Here is a 19,052-nt window from a genome sequence, read left to right as displayed (position 1 = left end):
TTTGTATATATTCATATTTAAATAGAAAACTATTCTTTATCGGTTTCAGGTTGCGTTACTTTTAATTTTTGCTTTAATAACGCATAATCTTGCGTTAACGTTACAAGTTGATGATGTAATTTAGAAATTTTTCTTGTTAAGTCAAAAATTAATATGAAACAGAATAATAGTCCAAATAAGAATAAAACAGATGGAGGATATTCTACGTGTAATAGTTGGCCAATCCAATTTATAATTTTTTCAGTAGAACTTAAAATAGCCATTGCAACACAAACAAAAATCCATAAAATAGCATATTTAGTTTCTAAAGCTCCACGACGAATGGAATTAATAATTAATAAAAATAATAATAGAATGAAGATAAATGAAAAGGTAATTATAGGCATTTATTATCAACCTTTCACAATTTTTTGCATCAATATAGCAAGGCTTACTTTAATCATGTAATATGCAGATTTAAGAGGTGTGATAGAAGATTGTCCCCCTTGACGCTCTTGCATATTTACGGATATTTCATTAATGCGTAATTTTTTCTTTTTTAAATGAATAAGGACTTCTGGTTCTGGATAATCTTTTGGATAATTATGTGCAAAAATCTTAATTACTTCTCTATTGATAGCACGATACCCAGAAGTTGGATCCATAAAGGTTTGTTTTGTTAGTACTTTCAGTAGAGCAGTAAAATAAAAAATACCAATTCTTCTAGAAATACTACCTTTATAGGCTGTTTTCTCTGTAAAACGTGAACCTAGCACCATATCGCATTGGTCTTCAGCAATAGGTTTTATAATTTTGTACAAATCATCAGGATTATGTTGCCCATCAGCATCGAACTGAATCGCAATATCATATCCATTCTCATAAGCGTATTTATAACCAGTTTGTACAGCTGAGCCAATACCTAGGTTATATGGTAAGTTCACAAGGTGAACAGGAAAATCATTTACGATTTGAGCTGTTTTATCATGTGATCCATCATTAATAACGCAAATGCTTAATTCTGTAAAATGCTGTTTTAGTTTTAATAATCTTGTTAATGTATCTGCAATTGCTTCTTCCTCGTTATACGCAGGAATAATAATTAACGTTTTTGGTATTGAAATTGGTACCTCAATAGACATTATCGCACCATCCCTTATATACTTAATTATATTATAGTTATTTTTAAACGAACCTTATCTAATATACCATTAATAGTATAGCAAAATAAAGGAAAAACTGGTGGATTATTTTAGGAGACAAACAGTAAATAAAAGATAAGAGGTGGAATTTTTTACAATAAAAAATACATGCAAGGATGAAATAAACCTGTGCATGTATGAAGTGAGAGTATCGTATTATATATTCCATGGCTTACTTAAAGTTAAAACTTCAGCCATCTCTTTACTTTTTAAACGTCCCTTTTTTCGGTTTTCCGCGCGTTCTAAACCGGTTGTGTGTAACCAATGTTCTTCTTCAGTTTCAGGAAGTACTTGTGGTACGGATGAAGGTTTTCCATCTTTTATTGCCACAAATGTAATGAAGCAAGTAGCAGCAATTCTACGCTCGCCTGCTAATAAGTTTTCTGCGATTACTTTTACGAAAACTTCCATTGAAGATTTCCCTGTATAACATACAAATGCTTCATAACAAACAGAATCAGCTTGGTGAATTGGAGTTAAAAAATCAACTGAATCAATAGATGCTGTTACGCAATGTTTACGACTATGTCTTGCAGCCGCAATTGAAGCAATACTATCAATTTCTGCTAATAATTTCCCTCCAAAAAGTGTTTGGTGATTATTTAAATCGTTAGGAAAAACACGTGTTGTCTTAATTGCTTTAGATTCTCGCATGAATTTCTTTTCCATATATTCAGCCCCTATAGTCTGTTTTCAATCAGAATAATATGTGTAAGCAGATTACTCATATTAGATATTTAATGAAGTAAAGTGTATTCCAAAAGAGGATTATTTAAACTTCTGTATTTGTATTCATGTAACTGAAAGAAAATTTATTTTATCTAAAATGTAGTGTAAAAGAGGATTCGCTTACATTGCAAGTAAAAAGTAATGACTATGTATTTGTCATAGAAATTCCCTATCAGCCGTGTCCCCATTCATGATAGAATCGTTTTGTTATGAATGGAAATAGAGGTGCAATGGACATATGAATCATATACAAACAAATTTTTCATCTTTCTTCAATAAAATTACAATCGGTGCGATGCTCGCATTTTTTGTTTATAGTTGTTGGGCAGCATTTGAGACAAGTAAGCAATTTTTTGGAGGAAGTACAACAAGTGTAACAATCATATTAGCAATTTTCGTCATACTTATTTTGTTAGTGGCATCAATTCTACAATATCGTTTTACAGATAAACAATTTCTTATTTTTCTTATAAGTATATCTATAGTTGTGAGGGTTAGTATGCTGTTATTTGTAGATGCTCCAATAATTGGTGATATGAAAGTGATGTATGAGTCTGCAAAGCAGATTGCAATTGGTAATAATATAGGGACTGTAACTCATTTGCCTTTTATTATATATGAGTCGGTAATTATTCGTATATTTGGTGATTCATTATTCGCTTTACAACTATTTAATGTGCTATTTTGCACAGGAACAGCATTATTTATTTATCGTATTGCGGGAATGGTTTTTGGAGAAGAATGCGGTCGTATTGCTTCTATCTTTTATGCTCTGTATATTCCAAATATATTCATGAGTTCCGTATTAACTCCTGAATCACTTGCAATATTTTTATTTTATTTTGCTTGTTACATACTTTTATATAAAGGATTAGATCATCCTTATATGTGGGTGTTTTCAGCGATTTTATTTGCATTTAGTAATATGGTTTTCCCAATGGGATTATTTCTTCCTATTTTTATTACGGTATATGTATTATTAATCGAAGTATTTCAATCAGCAACGAAACAAAAGGTGTTACTAAAAATGATAGGGATACTTATTCTATTTTATAGTGCCCATTTTAGTGTGAATTATGGAATTAAGGCAATGGGATTGTCACAATATACGATTTCAAATGAGACGTATGTTCAATCTGTTTTAATTGGAAAGACGCAACATGAAGAAAAAATATCGAAAAATCAAAGTGTAACAGAGCATATTGATCAAAAGTTAAAAGAGATTGAGGGAGAAAGATTTAAACTTTTAGAGCCGATGATAAATCAGTTTTCAGATGAAGGGGTAAATTCTATTCTTTTCAAATGTGAAAAACTGATATATATAGCCGTAACATTGTTTATGACTATAGCTCTATTACACTTCCTTATTAAGAAACAACAAAATGAGGGATATATGTTGTTCTTATTTTTAATTAGTGGCTACGTATTGTTAAAGCTCTTTCAAGTAGATATGGCATATTACAATGTAATTATGCCGGCATTGTTCATTTTGCAGAGCTTTGGTGTTTATATGAGTTATGTGTATTGTCAAAAAATATTTTTCAGAAAATAAAAAGAATCCATTCTGGATTCTTTTTTTGATGGAAGATGAAATTTAGTAGTCAGTGCAGATGAAAAGTATGCCTGACTTGAATTTGATCCCGCTATTTTCCAGGCAGTAAGACCCCCACCTCAAAATCAGCGAAAGCAAAGAAGTTAGGTGGGGGGCGGGCTGCCCGTAAAAGCCCGATTGGTGAGGGCTGATAATCAACGGGGGATGAACAAAACCCCCGTTGATTAAAGTTTCACTTTATCTTATCGATTTAGTTCTAGTTGTAAATTATCGGCTGTTAGAGCCATTTGTGAGGAATCATCTTGAATTCCTTTCATTACTTGTGAAATAGCTTGTAGCTCGTGTTCAATTTTCTTATTCTGTTCTTTTGAGTTAGACATATCTTTTACAATTTCTTGGAAGTATCGATCTGTTGCTGACATACTATCCGTTCCTTCCGATACGAGAGAGCTAATTTGTTTCACGGAAGACGAGACACGGGTAATTTGTTCATTTGTTTTTTCAACGAGCTTTGTAACGTTAAATATAGATTCTTTCGTTTGCTCTGATAATTTTCGAATTTCACCAGCAACAACAGAAAACCCCTTCCCAAATTCTCCAGCACGTGCAGACTCGATAGCTGCATTTAGTGCGAGTAAATTGGTTTGCTCCGCAATCGATTTAACAATATCTATGATTTCATTAATTTTGTTAGAAATATTAAGGAGTTCATGAGTATCTGTAATAATCGTTTCCATATTCATTTGAATAGATCCCATTCGTTTGTTTTGCTGGTTTAATTGTTCTTTCCCTTTATTGGCTTTTTCTTCAGATGTTGTAGCTAATGATGTACCTGTTTTAGCAATCTCTACAATAGTTTCAGATTTGGCGGTTAGTTTTTGAATAGAAGAGCTTGTTTTTTCAGATACAGCAGCTAGTTCTGTTGCGATATGCGTAATTGTCATAGCAGTTAGTTCTTTTTCTTTCTCATGCTCTTTTTGCATTCTTTCATATTCAGATTCATAAGCTGCAAGAACAAGTTCTTGTTCAAGAGTAAATAATTTATTTATAACATTTATAGAATAGGAAAAATCATCGATTGTTGTTATTTTTGTTTGCAAAATCTTCATGATAGAGCGGAACAATTCTTGATAAGCAGCAGTATACCATTTTCGATGTAAACCAATTTGTACATGCCTTTTGGCAATCCTAACACGCTGTTCAATAAAATCTTCATGCATATTGCCGCTGAATAATTCTTTAATATGTGTTTTTAAAGTTTGTTTTAGTTTTGGAATAGAGCTGTAACGTTCAATAATAGTAATTAAATTAGGTTGTTTTGTAATGTTGGCATAGAATTTTTCAGTAATCCAATCAATTTCTGCATAAATAAAAGGCTGTAGTACTTTTACAACTTGTAAATCTTCTTTTGAAATATGTAGCATATCCATTTGAATTTTTAATTCAGAATTAGTAGGGACATTAAAAGTTATTTGTTGGTCCTTACTTAATTCGATTATACTGGCATTTGTTTTATTAATATTTTTTTTGAAAACCCCAAGCATCATTCTTCCCCCTGTATATAAAACGTTTTCAATTTTAAAACTAATATAGAGTAATTATATATGCTTATATATAATTACTCTATATTAGTTCGTTGAATAGTATATAAATTAAGAGAATTCTATCTAGAATTCTCTTAATGGCCTTTATTAATTTTAGCATGTGTTTTAAAGAAAACAGGGAAATGAACATTATATATTACAGTGACGACACGAATAATGAATGTTACTAATAAACAAACATAGAAAGCTAACACGTGCGCCCCCATAGCGTGTGTGATTAGGAAGCTAATTGCTCCTAAGATAGAAGCGATTGCGTAAATCTCTTTTCGGAATACGTAAGGGATATCTTGAGCACAAATGTCACGCAAAATACCGCCTCCAATACCTGTAATGACTCCCATTGAAACAACTAGAAATGAGGCGTCAACATGATGTGACATTGCCGCATTTGCACCAATAGCTGTAAAAACACCTAAGCCAACAGCATCAGAAAGCATAATAACGACTTGAAGTTTATTGATGCGCTCAAAAAACATACAAGTAAATAATGCTGATAATACACTTACGAAAAAGTAAATGGGTTTTACAAATGCGACAGGGGGCAGGTTACCAATCATGATATCACGAATAATACCGCCGCCGAGCGCAGTAGCTACAGCTAAACAAAGGACACCAAATAAATCTAAATCTTTTTTTAAACCAACTAATGTACCAGAAATGGCAGCGGCGATAATGCCAAGAAACGTAAATATATCGATTAATAACATGGCCTTAATCCCTTCCTCTTAAAGATGTTCCAGAGAAAAAATATACACTAAAGTATTGGAAATAACAATTACTTTTCGCTACATGTAGAAAAACGGATAAAATTCATAAAGAAAGCGTTTGAAAATGTTTGGAAAATAGCCATAAAGTAATTTGAAAAAGATATGAAAAGATTAATTTTACATTTTTTGATGTTGTTTATTTGGCAAAAAATTACAATTATAGGTAGGTTATTTATATTTGTATAAAATGATAAAAAAATATTTATATACTGACAAAAATAAGGGGGTGGTTGTTAGATAGATTTTATAAAAATAGGGGAGTATAGCTAAAGGACGATAATTTCTATTACTGATTAATACTTGTCCTGGCTAGTTTTAGCTGGAAAAATAGTTCTCGATTTGAATATGAGTTATGTTATAATTGCTAGGTGTGTTTGAATGATAAAAAATTATGATTAAAAGATAATGTTAAGATTTTGTATGGAGGTCTTGGAATGTTAGCAAATCAAGCTAGGGTTAGATTTGAGCATTTTTTGCTCTTTTTTATTATTTTACAGCCTGTTTTAGATTTATTAACGTCTCTTAGCATCACTTTATTAAAGTCAAATGCTACCGTTGGAATTTTAGTAAGATTCCTTATTATGGCTGTTGGTGGTATTTACATTTTAATTCAGGCAAAAGAGAAGGAAAATAGAAAGTTTTTAATTTATCTTATATTGTTAGCCGGAGTTTTAGGGATAGGATTTATTAATAACAAACTAGTTAAGGATCCTATTGTACTTAGTGAAGAGGTTAAATTCGTTGCGAAAGCATTATATATATATATCATGCTGGGATCATACATTTTAGCTTTAAAATCATTGAAAAAGACAGTTAATATTAGTGATAAGGTTCGAAATAGTATTGTATATTCTACATTAATCATTAACGCAATTATGGTTATTTCTATTTCAACATCTACTGACTTTGGTAGTTATGAATGGATGAAGGTTGGTTCTCGAGGTTGGTTCTATGCAGGGAATGAACTAGGTTCAATCTTAGCTATTATTTTCCCTATTGTAGTACTATATTCTATTCAAAAAACAAAAAGCTGGAAACACATTCTATATTGGATTCCATCACTTTTAATGATTTATTCGCTAATTCAAGTTGGTACAAAAGTAGGAATGGGCTCAATTGGTGCTACGCTAGCGGCAGCAATCGGGATTATTTTACTACAATTATTATTTGATAGAAAAAATCCGAACAAAAAATCCCTTGCACTTAATGCAGTAATTGCTATTGTCCTATTAGCTGGTGTAGTCGGAACGTTTAAACAAACGCCATTAGCACAAAATATGGGTATTCACAATAATTATTTATCAGAGCAAAATGTGGCACAGCAAGGTCAAAAAGAAAAAGAAATTAAAGAGAAGCTGAAAAAAGAGCAAGAACTTAAAGCAAAAGAAGAAAATCATCATAAAGTTGAAAAGCCAGAAGAAAAGGCGAAGATAGAAGAGGAAGTTAAGAAAGAGCTTGAGAAAGAGCAAAAGAAAGAAAATCAAGAAAATCTTATTTTCAGTGGACGTCAAGTATATGAAGAAAGACATAAGCAGTTCTTTAAAGAAGCGCCAATGTCACAAAAGTTATTAGGAATGGGTTATGCAGGTAACTTTAAATACAATGAACAAAAGCAGCCAGATCCAAAACTAATTGAAATGGACTTCCATGATTGGTTTTATGATTTTGGGATTATTGGCTTTGTATTACTAATGATTCCATTTATTTATTACGGGCTAAGAATTCTACTAGCATTTGCTACGAGATTTAAGGACATATTTAATATAAAATATGGAATGATTTCAGCAAGCTTATTGTTAGCGTTAGGTATTGCTTATATTGCAGGACATATTTTAACAGCACCAGGAGTTGGGATTTACTTTGTAGTGGTGTTAGCTTATCTAATAGTAGACCTAGAAATTGAATGATAAAAATAAAAGCTAACTTTTGTTAGCTTTTATTTTTTAGTACAGTAAAATAAAAATAGATGGAAACGTAGCGAGGATTTAAAGGAGGAAAAAATATGAAAATATTGCATATGAATGCAGGAGCAGAAGATGGGGGAGGGAAAACACATATTATTTCACTTCTCGATCAGTTTCCAACTGGTGAAGTAGAATTAGCAGTATTTGAAGATGGAATTGTTGCGAAGGAAGCAAGGGAGTTAGGGATAAAAGTCCATGTGTTTTCACAAAAATCGCGCTATGATTTATCCATTTTAAAGAATATAAGTGAATTTATTAATAAAGAAAAATTTGATGTAGTTCATACACATGGCCCTAGGGCTAATTTCTATGTTTCTTTAATGAAAAAGAGAATAAAGGCAAAATGGGTAACGACTATTCATAGTGATCCATTTCAAGACTTTACTAAACAGGGCTTAAAAGGTTGGATTTTTACGAAATTAAATTTGAAAGCCTTAAAAAATATAGACTTATTTTTCGTTGTAACAAATAGATTGAAAAAAAGCCTGGCAGCATTAGGTATTTCAAATGAAAAGATGCATGTTATTTATAATGGAATTGAATACGATAAGGAAAAAGCAGAAGGCTATAATAAAAAAGAAATGTTCAATATTGATGAAGATGTATTTACGGCAATCCAAGTAGCACGATTACATCCTGTCAAAGGACATGAAGTTTTATTCGATGCGTTACAACAAACAAAATTAGAGAAAATTAAAGTATTATTAGTTGGCGATGGCCCATTAGAAGAAAATCTAAAGTCATTAGCTACTGAAAAAGGGATTAACGATAAAGTAGAGTTTTTAGGACATCGTCAAGATGTAAAACAATTATTTGCGTCGTCACATGTAAATTTATTAACTTCCCATAGTGAAGGGTTCCCACTAGTTTTATTAGAAGCGGCAAATCAACGCGTACCATCAATTGTGACTAGGGCTGGAGAAATTGAACCATTAATCGTAGATGAAACTTACGGATGGATTGTGCCAACAGGTGATGGAAAGGCATTAGCATTAGCTTTAGAAGAAGCGTATGATAAGTGGAAAACTGGAGAGTTAGCAGCAATGGGTAAACATATTTATGAGCATGCTACTATGAACTTCTCACTTCAAAAACTATATGAAGATACAAAGGAAACATATAAGCAATTAATAGCGAAAAACTTGTAATGATAGAGAGGATAGTTAACTATGGCAGTACAAACAGTTGATATTCTAGGCGTTCCTTTTTCTACAATGACAATGGATGAAACGGTCCAATATTTAAAAGAACAACTAGAAGCGGAGCGAACTCATACGTTTCAGGTAGTAACAGCAAACCCTGAAATTGTTATGTGCGCAAAAAAGGATGAAAAGTTCTATCAAACATTATTGAATACAGATTTAATTACACCTGATGGTATTGGGGTTGTAAAGGCAAGCGGGATGCTTGGTACACCTTTAAAAGAACGTGTAGCAGGTTTTGATTTAATGTGTAATTTACTTGCGAAGTTATCAGAAGATAGTAAGCCGGTATCTGTTTTCTTATTAGGTGCAAAGCCGCACGTTGTACAAGCTGCAGCAGATCATTTAACAAAGACATATTCAGCTGTATCCATCGCCGGTATACAAGATGGTTATTTTAAACAAGAAGACGAAGAGAATATTATTTCTCGCATTCAAGAAGCAAAACCAGATTTATTACTTGTTGCACTTGGTTTCCCGAGACAAGAGAACTTTATACAAAACAATAAGCATCGTTTAGAAACGAAAATGGCTGTTGGAGTAGGTGGAAGTTTAGACGTATGGGCTGGAGAGGTAAAGCGTGCACCAAAATGGATTCAAACAATTCATTTAGAGTGGTTTTATAGATTATGCAGTAATCCAACACGCTGGCGTCGTCAGTTAGTATTAGCGGAATTTTTAAAAGAAGTAGTGCGTTCGAAAAAGTAGCGAAATATCGCTGCTTTTTTTATTTGTTCATTTTTAATAAATTGAAACTTTAATCAGTGAGGCATCCCCACAGATTATTAGCTCTCACCAATCGGGATAGACGTTTTACTTTTTGGGAATGATGAAGGAGAATTTTTTACACAAAAGTATTTTACTTATACAATTCACACATGTAAAATGATGTGTAAAGACACCTGTGTGAGGAGGACTTCTAGTGGGCAAGGTTAAAGAAATTTCGAAGCGCAAACTACTAGGTATAGCTGGGCTTGGATGGCTATTTGATGCAATGGATGTTGGAATGCTTTCATTTGTAATGGTAGCCTTGCAAAAGGATTGGGGATTAAGTACGCAAGAAATGGGCTGGATAGGCAGTATTAACTCAATCGGTATGGCAGTAGGAGCGCTTATTTTTGGGATACTATCAGATAAAATAGGGCGAAAATCAGTCTTTATTATTACATTATTATTATTTTCTATCGGTAGTGGTTTAACTGCATTAACAACAACACTTGCGATGTTTCTCGTTTTACGCTTTTTAATTGGTATGGGGCTTGGCGGAGAGCTTCCGGTTGCCTCTACACTAGTATCAGAGAGTGTTGAAGCGCATGAACGTGGGAAAATTGTTGTGTTATTAGAAAGTTTTTGGGCAGGTGGATGGCTAATTGCAGCTCTTATCTCGTATTTTGTTATTCCTAAATATGGTTGGGAAGTTGCGATGGTATTGAGTGCAGTTCCAGCATTATATGCTTTATATTTAAGATGGAATTTACCGGATTCCCCAAGGTTCCAAAAAGTTGAAAAAAGGCCATCTGTTATTGAAAATATAAAATCAGTTTGGTCTGGGGAATATCGTAAAGCAACAATTATGCTATGGATTCTATGGTTTTGTGTTGTTTTTTCCTATTATGGAATGTTCCTTTGGTTACCGAGTGTAATGGTGCTAAAAGGATTTAGTTTAATAAAAAGTTTCCAATACGTACTTATTATGACATTAGCTCAACTTCCAGGATATTTCACAGCTGCTTGGTTTATTGAACGTCTCGGTCGTAAATTTGTTTTGGTTACGTATTTAATCGGGACAGCTTGCAGTGCTTATTTGTTTGGGGTTGCGGATTCATTAACAGTATTAATCGTGGCAGGTATGTTACTATCCTTCTTTAACTTAGGTGCTTGGGGAGCATTATACGCCTATACACCTGAGCAGTATCCAACGGTTATTCGTGGTACAGGTGCAGGAATGGCAGCGGCATTTGGTCGTATTGGTGGTATTCTTGGGCCACTATTAGTGGGATATTTAGTTGCCTCAGAAGCTTCACTATCATTAATATTTACGATTTTTTGTGGATCAATTTTAATTGGTGTATTCGCTGTAATAATACTTGGACAGGAAACGAAGCAACGAGAATTAGTATAAAGTGAAAATTTGAACGTATCCCTGACCGTTTATTATCCTACACTACTCGGATCTTTATAGGCAGTTAGTGCGGGATAAAAGGGGAGAGGAAACCGAAGTGGTTTCCTTTTTTCTGTTTTTTTAGATAAATAATGGTATAGTAAGAAAAAGGGATTATTTCTTATAAAAGCGAATGTATACAACAGGACATATGGACAAAGAATTAGGTGGTTGAAGAAATGAAAATTTTACTGATTATGGAAGAGGCAGAAGAGAGAAGAGAGTTAGCTGAAAATTTCACTGAAAATATGAGAAATGTAGAATGTTTTGAAGCAAAGACAGGAACAGAATCTTTATTTATGATGAAAAAACATATACCAGACTTTGTTTTTTTAAGTTCCAAATTACTAGATGGTACTGGTTTTGAATATGCAAGTTTATTACGAGAAATAAATTGCTATACAAAATTTATTTTTGTAGGTGAAAACATAGAAGAATCTATTACAGCTTTTCGTTTCCAAGCATTTTATTATTTATTGCGACCATTTCGTGAAGAAGATTTACAATTTCTTTTATATAAAATAGGTAAAGAACAAGGTGAGAAAGCAAAGAGTTATTTGCGGAAACTACCGATAGAAAGTCAAGAGGGTATACGATATATTCTCCCAGAAGATATTGTATATGTAAGTAAAAATAAAGAAAATAAAACTGTTTCAATTTACACAACGAATAATCAGTATATTTCAACATATACACTTCAGGAATTAGAAAATAAGCTAAATGCATATGATTTTTTACGTGTACATAAAAGCTATTTAATTAATATGTCATATGTAAAAGAACTGAAACCTTATTATAATGGCACGTATAATTTGTATTTAGATAGGTATGATGAGCAACCGATTCCAGTCAGTCGTAATTATGTAAAACGCCTTCGAAATAACATTGAATTATAGTAGGTAATGAGAGTATTTTAACATGATAAACTGAAAATCCTTCATGATAGGGAGGATTCAAGTTAAATATTCAGAAAATTTAGTACAATCTCCACTAAGAAATAGTATTGGGGGAATTGTATGTGAAGACATTGAAATCGATCTTACTTTGGGGCATTATTACAGCAGTAGGAGCAGGTGCTTTTGGGGTAGTAGCTTTATCACAAGGTGAAACCATTAATGCTGTATGGCTCTTAGTAGCTGCCGTATGTGTATATGCAGTTGCTTATCGCTTTTATAGTAGATTTATAGCGAGAAAGGTTTTTAATTTAGATGATAATCGGCAAACACCAGCCCATACATTAAACGATGGGAAAGACTATGTTCCAACAAATAAGTGGGTATTGTTTGGACATCACTTTGCAGCGATTGCTGGGGCGGGACCTTTAGTAGGACCGATTTTAGCAGCACAAATGGGATATTTACCAGGAACCATTTGGATTATTGTTGGGGTAGTTGTTGCGGGGGCTGTCCAAGATTTTGTCATTTTATTTGCTTCGATGAGACGTAATGGTAAATCGTTAGGAGAAATGATTAAGGATGAGATTGGACCTGTTACAGGACTAATTGCAATGATAGGTATTTTAGGAATTATGATTATTTTATTAGCAGTATTAGCGTTAGTCGTAGTAAAGGCACTAATCGGAAGTCCTTGGGGAATGTTTACGATAGCAGCAACGATTCCTATCGCTATTTTAATGGGAGTTTATATGCGCTATATTAGGCCTGGTCGTGTTGGAGAAGGATCAGTAATTGGTATTATCCTACTTATTTTATCTCTTGTTGGAGGACAGTATGTAGCAGAAAATCCAACACTTGCAAGTATGTTCACATTTAGTGGTGAAACAATTGCTATTATGCTTATTGTATATGGATTTATCGCATCGGCATTACCAGTTTGGATGCTTTTAGCACCACGTGATTATTTAAGTACATTTTTAAAAGTCGGAACAATTGTAGGGTTAGCAATCGGTATCTTAATTGTAGCACCAGATTTACAAATGCCAGCAGTTTCGAAATTTATTGATGGAACTGGTCCTGTGTTTTCTGGAAACTTATTCCCGTTCTTATTTATTACTATTGCTTGTGGTGCAGTGTCTGGATTCCATGCTCTCGTTTCATCAGGTACGACGCCGAAGATGATCGAGCAAGAGGGACACGCACAGCCAATCGGTTATGGAGCAATGTTAATGGAGTCGTTTGTAGCAGCGATGGCGATGATTGCGGCTTGTGTATTAACACCGGGAACGTATTTTGCAATTAATAGTCCCGCAGCACTTATCGGTACAGATGTTTCGCAGGCAGCTCAAGTTATTTCCTCATGGGGATTTGCTATTACACCAAATGAACTAAAAGATCTCGCTGTAAATGTTGGAGAGCAAACAATTTTATCACGTACAGGTGGTGCGCCAACATTAGCGATAGGTATGGCATATATTTTCTCACAAGTAATAGGTGGAACGGCCATGATGGCATTTTGGTATCATTTTGCGATTCTCTTTGAAGCTCTATTCATTTTAACAACAATTGATGCCGGAACGCGTGTCGGCCGATTTATGATTCAAGATATTTTAGGGCATGTATATAAGCCATTTGGGAAAACGGATTCTACATTAGCGAATGTAATCGCTACAACATTATGTGTATTAGGGTGGGGATATTTCTTATACCAAGGGGTAATAGATCCGCTCGGTGGAATTAATACATTATGGCCACTTTTCGGTATTGCAAATCAAATGCTAGCAGGTATTGCATTATTACTTGGAACGACAATTTTGTTCAAAATGGGAAAAAAGGCGTACGTTTGGGTAACACTTATTCCAACTGTCGGGTTGCTGATTGTAACGATGACGGCGGGATATCAAAAGCTATTTCATGAAAATCCTAAAATTGGATTTCTATCGCATGCAAAGGTATTTCAGGGAGCATTAGATGAGGGAAAAGTGTTAGCGCCAGCAAAAAATGTTGCTCAAATGAAGCAAATTATTTTCAATGATTATATCGATGCAGCGCTTTGCGGAATTTTTATGATAGTTGTAATCGCTGTGTTAATTTCAGCACTTCGAATTTGGATCCAAGTATTAAGAAATAAGCCAATGCCGTTAAAAGAGGCACCATATATTCCTAGAGATGAAAGTGAGTCGAGGAACTATGCTTAAAAAGTTGTGGCAAGTATGGGGTGAAAGAAAACGCTTTATTAGTTTGCTCGTTGGGGTACCAAGTTATGAAGTATATGTGGAGCATATGAAAAAGCATCATCCTGAAGAAGAGGTTGTATGTCAAAAGCAATTTTTTGCTGAGGCACAAGAAGCAAGATTTAATGCAAAGGGTGGAAAAATATCACGCTGTTGTTAATGAAAAAGGGCGAGTTTTCGCCCTTTTTATTTTTTTGCTGTTTCACGTGGAACAGCAAAAATAAACAAAACATTTGGGAATTAAAGGTATTTCGTATACAATAAGGTGAGGAAGGGGATAGATGGAAAAGTAGGGAGATTATTTTATGTTAAGGGACTTATTTGTAAATACAACAATTATTCTTTCCTTTATTTTTATTGGAGGTCAGCTTTTAAGGGATAAGCCGTTAAAAGAAGGATTCTCTTTTGGGCAGAAATGTGTAGTAGGCATTTTTACTGGGATACTAGGTATAGTATTAATGTATTTCAGTGTTCGTGTTGGTACCATTCTATTGGATTTACGCTACTTAGCTGTTATTCTAGCTGTTATTATTGGAGGACCGATAGCGAGTACCATAACAATTGGTATGATTTTAGTAACTAGGCTGTTGTTTATGGATTATTCATTAGCTTCTCAAGTGGCTTTTTATACAATCATTGCGATAGGAATAGGGAGTATCTTTATTTCGCGCATGAAGCTTTCTTTAGGGGGAAAGTGGGTATGGTTACACACATATATTTTATCTATTCTAATCCCAGCGTTATATATATGGTTAATTAAAGAGATCCACATAGTGGGATTATATTTAATTTCTAGTATTATTACAGGTTACATAACATTCATAAGTGCAAATTATGTTTTACAATCCAATGAGTTATTTCAAAAGATGAAACAATACGCAACGATAGATGCATTGACAGGTTTAGGAAACGTAAGACAGTTTGATTTAGAGATGAATCGTCATATTAGTAATAAGAACATGAAAAATGATTCGTTTTGTTTACTACTTATAGATATTGACCACTTTAAGTATGTAAATGATACGTACGGGCATCCTGCAGGGGACGAAGTGCTAAAACAAGTAGGATGTATTTTACGAGAAACTTCACAATTTCCAGATTTGGCTTTTCGAAAGGGTGGAGAGGAGTTTGCGCTTTTGATACCGAATAAGGGATTAGCTTACGGAATTCTTACGGGCGAGCAAATTCGTACAGCTGTTGAAAGTCACTCATTTCAATTGTTAGATGAAACGAAAATAAAAATTACAGTTTCGGTGGGGGTTTCAGAATATGAAGGATCACCGGAGCAATTTATTCAAGCGGCAGATGATGCGTTATACTACTCGAAACGAAATGGTAGAAATAAGGTCAGCTCTGTATCTTAAAGATAAGATGACCAGAAGACATAAAGCTTATAAAAAACACTCACAGAGGCAATGTATGAACTTTGTGAGTGTTTTTTATTTATATATTAGACAAGTTCTTTTGATACAACAAATTTACGATATGCACCATGGTGAGTTGGACCTACGTATTCGTTAATTTTGAATGAGTAACGAATAGCAGCTGTGATGAATTCTTTAGCAGTTTTTACTGCTTCTTTCACAGGTTTTCCTTTTGCAAGTTCTGCTGTAATTGCAGCAGAATATGTGCAACCTGCGCCGTGTGTATTTGTCGTATCAATTTTTTCTGATTCTAGAAGGTCGAATGTTTCTCCATCATATAGGACGTCGATTGCAGTTTCCGTACCAAGTTTGCTACCGCCTTTAATTAGGACGTATTTCGCACCTAAAGCATGGATCTTTTTCGCTGCTTCTTTCATGTCTTCAAGAGAATTAATCTTTACGCCACTTAATTGGTAAGCTTCAAATAAGTTTGGTGTTACAACTAATGCCTTTGGAACAAGAACGTCACGTAAGCAATCATTCGTTTCAGGATGTAATGCTTCATCAGCACCTTTACATACCATAACAGGGTCAACTACTATATTTTTGAAATTGTGCTTTTCGATTGTTTCTGCAACCATTTCAATAATTTCTACTGATCCAAGCATACCTGTTTTTAAAGCGTCTACGCCAACACCTTCAATTGTTGTTTCTAATTGTGGTTTTAATGTAGAAGCTGGGATTGGAAATACGTTATGTGCCCAACCGTTATGTGGATCCATCGTTACGATTGTTGTAAGAGATGTCATTCCGTATACGCCCAGTTCTTGGAATGTTTTTAAATCTGCTTGTATACCAGCACCGCCACTTGTGTCAGAACCAGCGATAGTAAGTGCTTTATTTAATGTCATTATGAAAGCCCCCTCGAGTGATATAATGAAAACTATGTTCTCACCATTATATCAATGTTACGAATAAGTACAAAGTGAAAAGTAGATGATTTATTTTAAGAGCTATTTAAAATCTTGTATGCAGGAGACTGAGTATGTTTCGAGATAATCGTACAAATGAATTAGTTATATTAAAGGAAATTGCAGAAACATTAAATACATCAAATGATACATATCATGTATTGCAAGCTGTCCTAGAGAAATTACTAAGTGTAACAGGCTTAACGACAGGATGGATTTTTCTTGCGGATGAAAATGGGAAGTATACGAAGTTAATTGATTATCAATTACCAGAGGCACTTACATATGAAAATAAACGCCCGATGTGCGAAGGTGAATGTTGGTGTTTACGAGGTTTTGTAGATGGAAAATTAGAGAGAGCCGTTAATATTATTGAATGTAAAAGAATTAATAATGCAATTGAATATAATTGGGGGGATACGGAGGGCATTCTTCATCATGCTACGGTTCCTTTAAAAGCTGGGGGAGAAAAATTTGGGGTGTTAAATGTTGCAAGTCCGGGTAAAACACATTTTTCAGAAGAAGAATTAGTATTACTCCAATCGGTTGCCTTCCAAATTGGTACGGCTTTAAAGCGAACAAATTTATATGAAAATGAAAAGAGAAGAGCACATTATTATGTGAAATTAGAGCGTTTCATTCAAGATTTAAAAACGATTCATAAGTTTAATGTACTACCTGAAAAGGTGGTAAATCACGTAGGTGAAGTATTTCAATGGAATCAAGTAGCGCTTTTTATTAGGGAGGAAAAAGAATTATCTCTGCGAGCGTCTTACGTTCAGGAAGAGTTAAAAGAGGATATAAAAGAGGCGGCCAAGAAGGCGTTAGAACAAGATGAACCAGTTCTAATAAAACATCAAATAGGACATAATGTACATCTAAATCGAGCTGTTATTGCTACACCAATACATATTCAAAACCATATATTTGGTGTTTTATGTGTTAGCTTGAATAATGGAGAGTTGGATGCTAATACAATAGATGTAATTCAAGCATTATCGAACCATGTTTCGTTAATAATAGAGAATTTGAGGTTAAACGAGCAGCGCCGTGAATTTGTGCGAATGGAAGAAAGAAATCGGTTAGCAAGAGATTTACATGATTCTGTTTCGCAAAAATTATTTTCATTAACCTTCATGACAAAAGGCGCCGAGGCAGTTTTAAAAGGTAAAAATGAAAAGGTAGATCAATCTTTGCATGAGATGCGTGAACTTGCGCAAGGAGCTTTGAAAGAAATGAGGACATTAATTTGGCAGCTTCGTCCGGCGGGATTAGAAAAAGGATTATTGCCAGCTCTAAAGCAGTACGGTGAAAATTTGGGACTGAAAATTAGGGAGCAAGTTACGGGTGTTCGTGATTTACCTCGTGTAGTAGAAGAAGCTTTGTGGCGCATAGGCCAAGAAGCACTGAACAATGTAAGTAAGCATGCAGGTATAAAAGAAGCGACGATTTATTTTACAGTGAATGAGAAAAATGTATCATTAGAAATAGTTGATCAAGGAAAGGGATTTGTGGAAAAGAATATAAAAGAAAAGAAATCACTAGGTATGATTACGATGCGTGAAAGAGTAGAATTAGTTGGTGGAACAATTAAAATTGTAAGTAGTAATAAACGAACGAGCGTAAAAGTAAATGTACCATTATGATGTGAAAATGAGGGAAGTTTGTGAAAATAAAAGTATTGTTAGTTGATGATCATACAGTCGTTTTAAAAGGATTAGCATTTTTCTTAAGTACACAGGAAGATTTAGAGTTAGTTGGAGAAGCGAATAATGGGAAAGAAGCGTTAGTGAAAGTAGGAGAAACAACTCCCGATGTTATATTAATGGATTTATACATGCCTGAAATGGATGGTGTTGAGGCGACGGCATATATTAAAAAAGAGTATCCAAATGTGAAAGTAATTGTATTAACTAGCTTTTCTGATCAGGCGCATGTGTTACCTGCATTAAGGGCTGGAGCAAGTGGGTATATTTTAAAAGATGTAGAACCAGATCAGCTTGTTGAGGCTATTCGAAGCGCATATAAAGGTAATATTCAATTACATCCGGATATAGCAAATGCTCTTCTCTCTCAAACATTACCTGTAGAAGAAAAGGAAGAAGAACCTTCTATTCAAGTGGATGTGCTAACAGCGAGAGAAAATGAAGTATTGCAGCTATTAGCGAAAGGGATGAGCAATAAGGAAGTTGCATCTGTTTTAGTTATTACAGAAAAGACGGTTAAGGCGCATGTAAGTAGCATTTTGAGTAAGTTGAATTTATCTGATCGTACGCAAGCGGCATTATATGCAGTGAAAAATGGAATTGTATAAGACGAAAGTCGTAAGACCAAGTTCGCCTTTGGAAGGTGGACTTTTTTTATGGAAAAATACGTCTATGTGAGGACGAAATTGTCATTATATAAAGATAAAATATGTTTGTAAGC

Annotated in this window: 17 protein-coding genes and 1 pseudogene; 11 read left to right on the top strand and 7 right to left on the bottom strand. The window is 34.0% G+C overall.

Annotated elements, in window-relative coordinates; all coding sequences use genetic code 11:
- Window positions 1-29 precede the first annotated feature (29 nt).
- From ES895_RS16495 to ES895_RS16485, 3 genes are all read right to left on the bottom strand, one after another.
- Entirely contained in the window at window positions 30-386 is a 357-nt protein-coding gene (locus ES895_RS16495; protein ID WP_001121767.1) for a DUF2304 domain-containing protein, read from the bottom strand.
- Between the two features lie 6 nt (window positions 387-392).
- On the bottom strand, window positions 393-1,121 hold the full coding sequence (locus tag ES895_RS16490) for a glycosyltransferase family 2 protein (RefSeq protein WP_000021476.1): 729 nt from the start codon (window positions 1,119-1,121) through the stop codon (window positions 393-395).
- A 216-nt stretch (window positions 1,122-1,337) separates the two neighbouring features.
- A complete protein-coding gene (locus ES895_RS16485; RefSeq protein ID WP_000412120.1) occupies window positions 1,338-1,850 on the bottom strand; it encodes an acyl-CoA thioesterase in 513 nt (170 codons plus the stop codon).
- Between the two features lie 298 nt (window positions 1,851-2,148).
- Between ES895_RS16485 and ES895_RS16480 the strand changes: the two genes are divergently transcribed.
- Window positions 2,149-3,462 (top strand): ArnT family glycosyltransferase, encoded by a 1,314-nt coding sequence (locus tag ES895_RS16480; protein ID WP_061655694.1) that lies wholly within the window; start codon window positions 2,149-2,151, stop codon window positions 3,460-3,462.
- Between the two features lie 242 nt (window positions 3,463-3,704).
- On the opposite strand, the gene ES895_RS30225 is transcribed toward ES895_RS16480, so the two are convergent.
- From ES895_RS30225 to ES895_RS16470, 3 genes and pseudogenes are all read right to left on the bottom strand, one after another.
- Complete coding sequence (locus ES895_RS30225) at window positions 3,705-4,406, bottom strand: methyl-accepting chemotaxis protein (RefSeq protein ID WP_370658441.1); 702 nt, start codon at window positions 4,404-4,406, stop codon at window positions 3,705-3,707.
- A 54-nt stretch (window positions 4,407-4,460) separates the two neighbouring features.
- Window positions 4,461-5,006 (bottom strand): annotated as a pseudogene (locus ES895_RS30220) (protoglobin family protein); the annotation flags it as partial.
- Window positions 5,007-5,140: 134 nt separating this feature from the next.
- Window positions 5,141-5,773 carry a trimeric intracellular cation channel family protein gene (locus ES895_RS16470; protein WP_000924369.1) on the bottom strand — a complete coding sequence of 211 codons (633 nt, stop codon included), beginning with the start codon at window positions 5,771-5,773 and terminating at the stop codon, window positions 5,141-5,143.
- Window positions 5,774-6,267: 494 nt separating this feature from the next.
- On the opposite strand from ES895_RS16470, the gene ES895_RS16465 reads away from it, so the two are divergent.
- The 8 genes from ES895_RS16465 (at window position 6,268) to ES895_RS16425 (ending at window position 15,654) form a co-directional block, all read left to right on the top strand.
- Complete coding sequence (locus ES895_RS16465; RefSeq protein ID WP_000880749.1) at window positions 6,268-7,740, top strand: O-antigen ligase family protein; 1,473 nt, start codon at window positions 6,268-6,270, stop codon at window positions 7,738-7,740.
- Between the two features lie 95 nt (window positions 7,741-7,835).
- The gene (locus tag ES895_RS16460) at window positions 7,836-8,945 is read left to right on the top strand and encodes a glycosyltransferase family 4 protein (RefSeq protein ID WP_000697464.1); all 1,110 of its coding nucleotides are present in this window, start codon (window positions 7,836-7,838) and stop codon (window positions 8,943-8,945) included.
- 21 nt (window positions 8,946-8,966) lie between these two features.
- A complete protein-coding gene (locus ES895_RS16455) occupies window positions 8,967-9,707 on the top strand; it encodes a WecB/TagA/CpsF family glycosyltransferase (protein ID WP_135238486.1) in 741 nt (246 codons plus the stop codon).
- A gap of 214 nt (window positions 9,708-9,921) precedes the next feature.
- Entirely contained in the window at window positions 9,922-11,121 is a 1,200-nt protein-coding gene (locus ES895_RS16445) for an MFS transporter (RefSeq protein WP_000521077.1), read from the top strand.
- A gap of 218 nt (window positions 11,122-11,339) precedes the next feature.
- Window positions 11,340-12,056 (top strand): LytR/AlgR family response regulator transcription factor, encoded by a 717-nt coding sequence (locus tag ES895_RS16440; RefSeq protein WP_000698256.1) that lies wholly within the window; start codon window positions 11,340-11,342, stop codon window positions 12,054-12,056.
- A gap of 122 nt (window positions 12,057-12,178) precedes the next feature.
- Complete coding sequence (cstA, locus tag ES895_RS16435; RefSeq protein WP_000854295.1) at window positions 12,179-14,254, top strand: carbon starvation protein CstA; 2,076 nt, start codon at window positions 12,179-12,181, stop codon at window positions 14,252-14,254.
- The gene (locus ES895_RS16430) at window positions 14,247-14,450 is read left to right on the top strand and encodes a YbdD/YjiX family protein (RefSeq protein ID WP_000914504.1); all 204 of its coding nucleotides are present in this window, start codon (window positions 14,247-14,249) and stop codon (window positions 14,448-14,450) included. The genes cstA and ES895_RS16430 overlap by 8 nt, the downstream gene beginning before the upstream one ends.
- Before the next feature lie 145 nt (window positions 14,451-14,595).
- The gene (locus ES895_RS16425; protein WP_000942901.1) at window positions 14,596-15,654 is read left to right on the top strand and encodes a GGDEF domain-containing protein; all 1,059 of its coding nucleotides are present in this window, start codon (window positions 14,596-14,598) and stop codon (window positions 15,652-15,654) included.
- An 86-nt stretch (window positions 15,655-15,740) separates the two neighbouring features.
- On the opposite strand, the gene pdxK is transcribed toward ES895_RS16425, so the two are convergent.
- Entirely contained in the window at window positions 15,741-16,565 is an 825-nt protein-coding gene (pdxK, locus tag ES895_RS16420) for a pyridoxine/pyridoxal/pyridoxamine kinase (RefSeq protein ID WP_086392776.1), read from the bottom strand.
- A gap of 134 nt (window positions 16,566-16,699) precedes the next feature.
- On the opposite strand from pdxK, the gene ES895_RS16415 reads away from it, so the two are divergent.
- The gene (locus tag ES895_RS16415) at window positions 16,700-18,271 is read left to right on the top strand and encodes a GAF domain-containing sensor histidine kinase (RefSeq protein ID WP_135238485.1); all 1,572 of its coding nucleotides are present in this window, start codon (window positions 16,700-16,702) and stop codon (window positions 18,269-18,271) included.
- Between the two features lie 20 nt (window positions 18,272-18,291).
- Complete coding sequence (locus ES895_RS16410; protein WP_000695813.1) at window positions 18,292-18,939, top strand: response regulator; 648 nt, start codon at window positions 18,292-18,294, stop codon at window positions 18,937-18,939.
- The last annotated feature ends 113 nt before the right edge of the window (window positions 18,940-19,052 follow it).

The organism is Bacillus sp. 007/AIA-02/001 (assembly GCF_004634455.1).
GTDB lineage: Bacteria > Bacillota > Bacilli > Bacillales > Bacillaceae_G > Bacillus_A > Bacillus_A cereus.
Note: the sequence above shows the minus strand (reverse complement) of the source record. Positions and strands in the feature narration are given on the sequence as shown.

Excerpts from the sequence above, each read along its gene's own strand:
- ES895_RS16430 (WP_000914504.1), top strand. The coding sequence starts at position 14,247 with ATGCTTAAAAAGTTGTGGCAAGTATGGGGTGAAAGAAAACGCTTTATT.
- ES895_RS16490 (WP_000021476.1), bottom strand. The coding sequence starts at position 1,121 with ATGTCTATTGAGGTACCAATTTCAATACCAAAAACGTTAATTATTATT.
- ES895_RS16480 (WP_061655694.1), top strand. The coding sequence starts at position 2,149 with ATGAATCATATACAAACAAATTTTTCATCTTTCTTCAATAAAATTACA.
- ES895_RS16470 (WP_000924369.1), bottom strand. The coding sequence starts at position 5,773 with ATGTTATTAATCGATATATTTACGTTTCTTGGCATTATCGCCGCTGCC.
- ES895_RS16440 (WP_000698256.1), top strand. The coding sequence starts at position 11,340 with ATGAAAATTTTACTGATTATGGAAGAGGCAGAAGAGAGAAGAGAGTTA.
- ES895_RS16455 (WP_135238486.1), top strand. The coding sequence starts at position 8,967 with ATGGCAGTACAAACAGTTGATATTCTAGGCGTTCCTTTTTCTACAATG.
- ES895_RS16415 (WP_135238485.1), top strand. The coding sequence starts at position 16,700 with ATGTTTCGAGATAATCGTACAAATGAATTAGTTATATTAAAGGAAATT.
- ES895_RS16485 (WP_000412120.1), bottom strand. The coding sequence starts at position 1,850 with ATGGAAAAGAAATTCATGCGAGAATCTAAAGCAATTAAGACAACACGT.
- pdxK (WP_086392776.1), bottom strand. The coding sequence starts at position 16,565 with ATGACATTAAATAAAGCACTTACTATCGCTGGTTCTGACACAAGTGGC.
- ES895_RS16460 (WP_000697464.1), top strand. The coding sequence starts at position 7,836 with ATGAAAATATTGCATATGAATGCAGGAGCAGAAGATGGGGGAGGGAAA.
- ES895_RS16465 (WP_000880749.1), top strand. The coding sequence starts at position 6,268 with ATGTTAGCAAATCAAGCTAGGGTTAGATTTGAGCATTTTTTGCTCTTT.
- ES895_RS16425 (WP_000942901.1), top strand. The coding sequence starts at position 14,596 with ATGTTAAGGGACTTATTTGTAAATACAACAATTATTCTTTCCTTTATT.
- ES895_RS16495 (WP_001121767.1), bottom strand. The coding sequence starts at position 386 with ATGCCTATAATTACCTTTTCATTTATCTTCATTCTATTATTATTTTTA.
- ES895_RS30225 (WP_370658441.1), bottom strand. The coding sequence starts at position 4,406 with ATGACAATTACGCATATCGCAACAGAACTAGCTGCTGTATCTGAAAAA.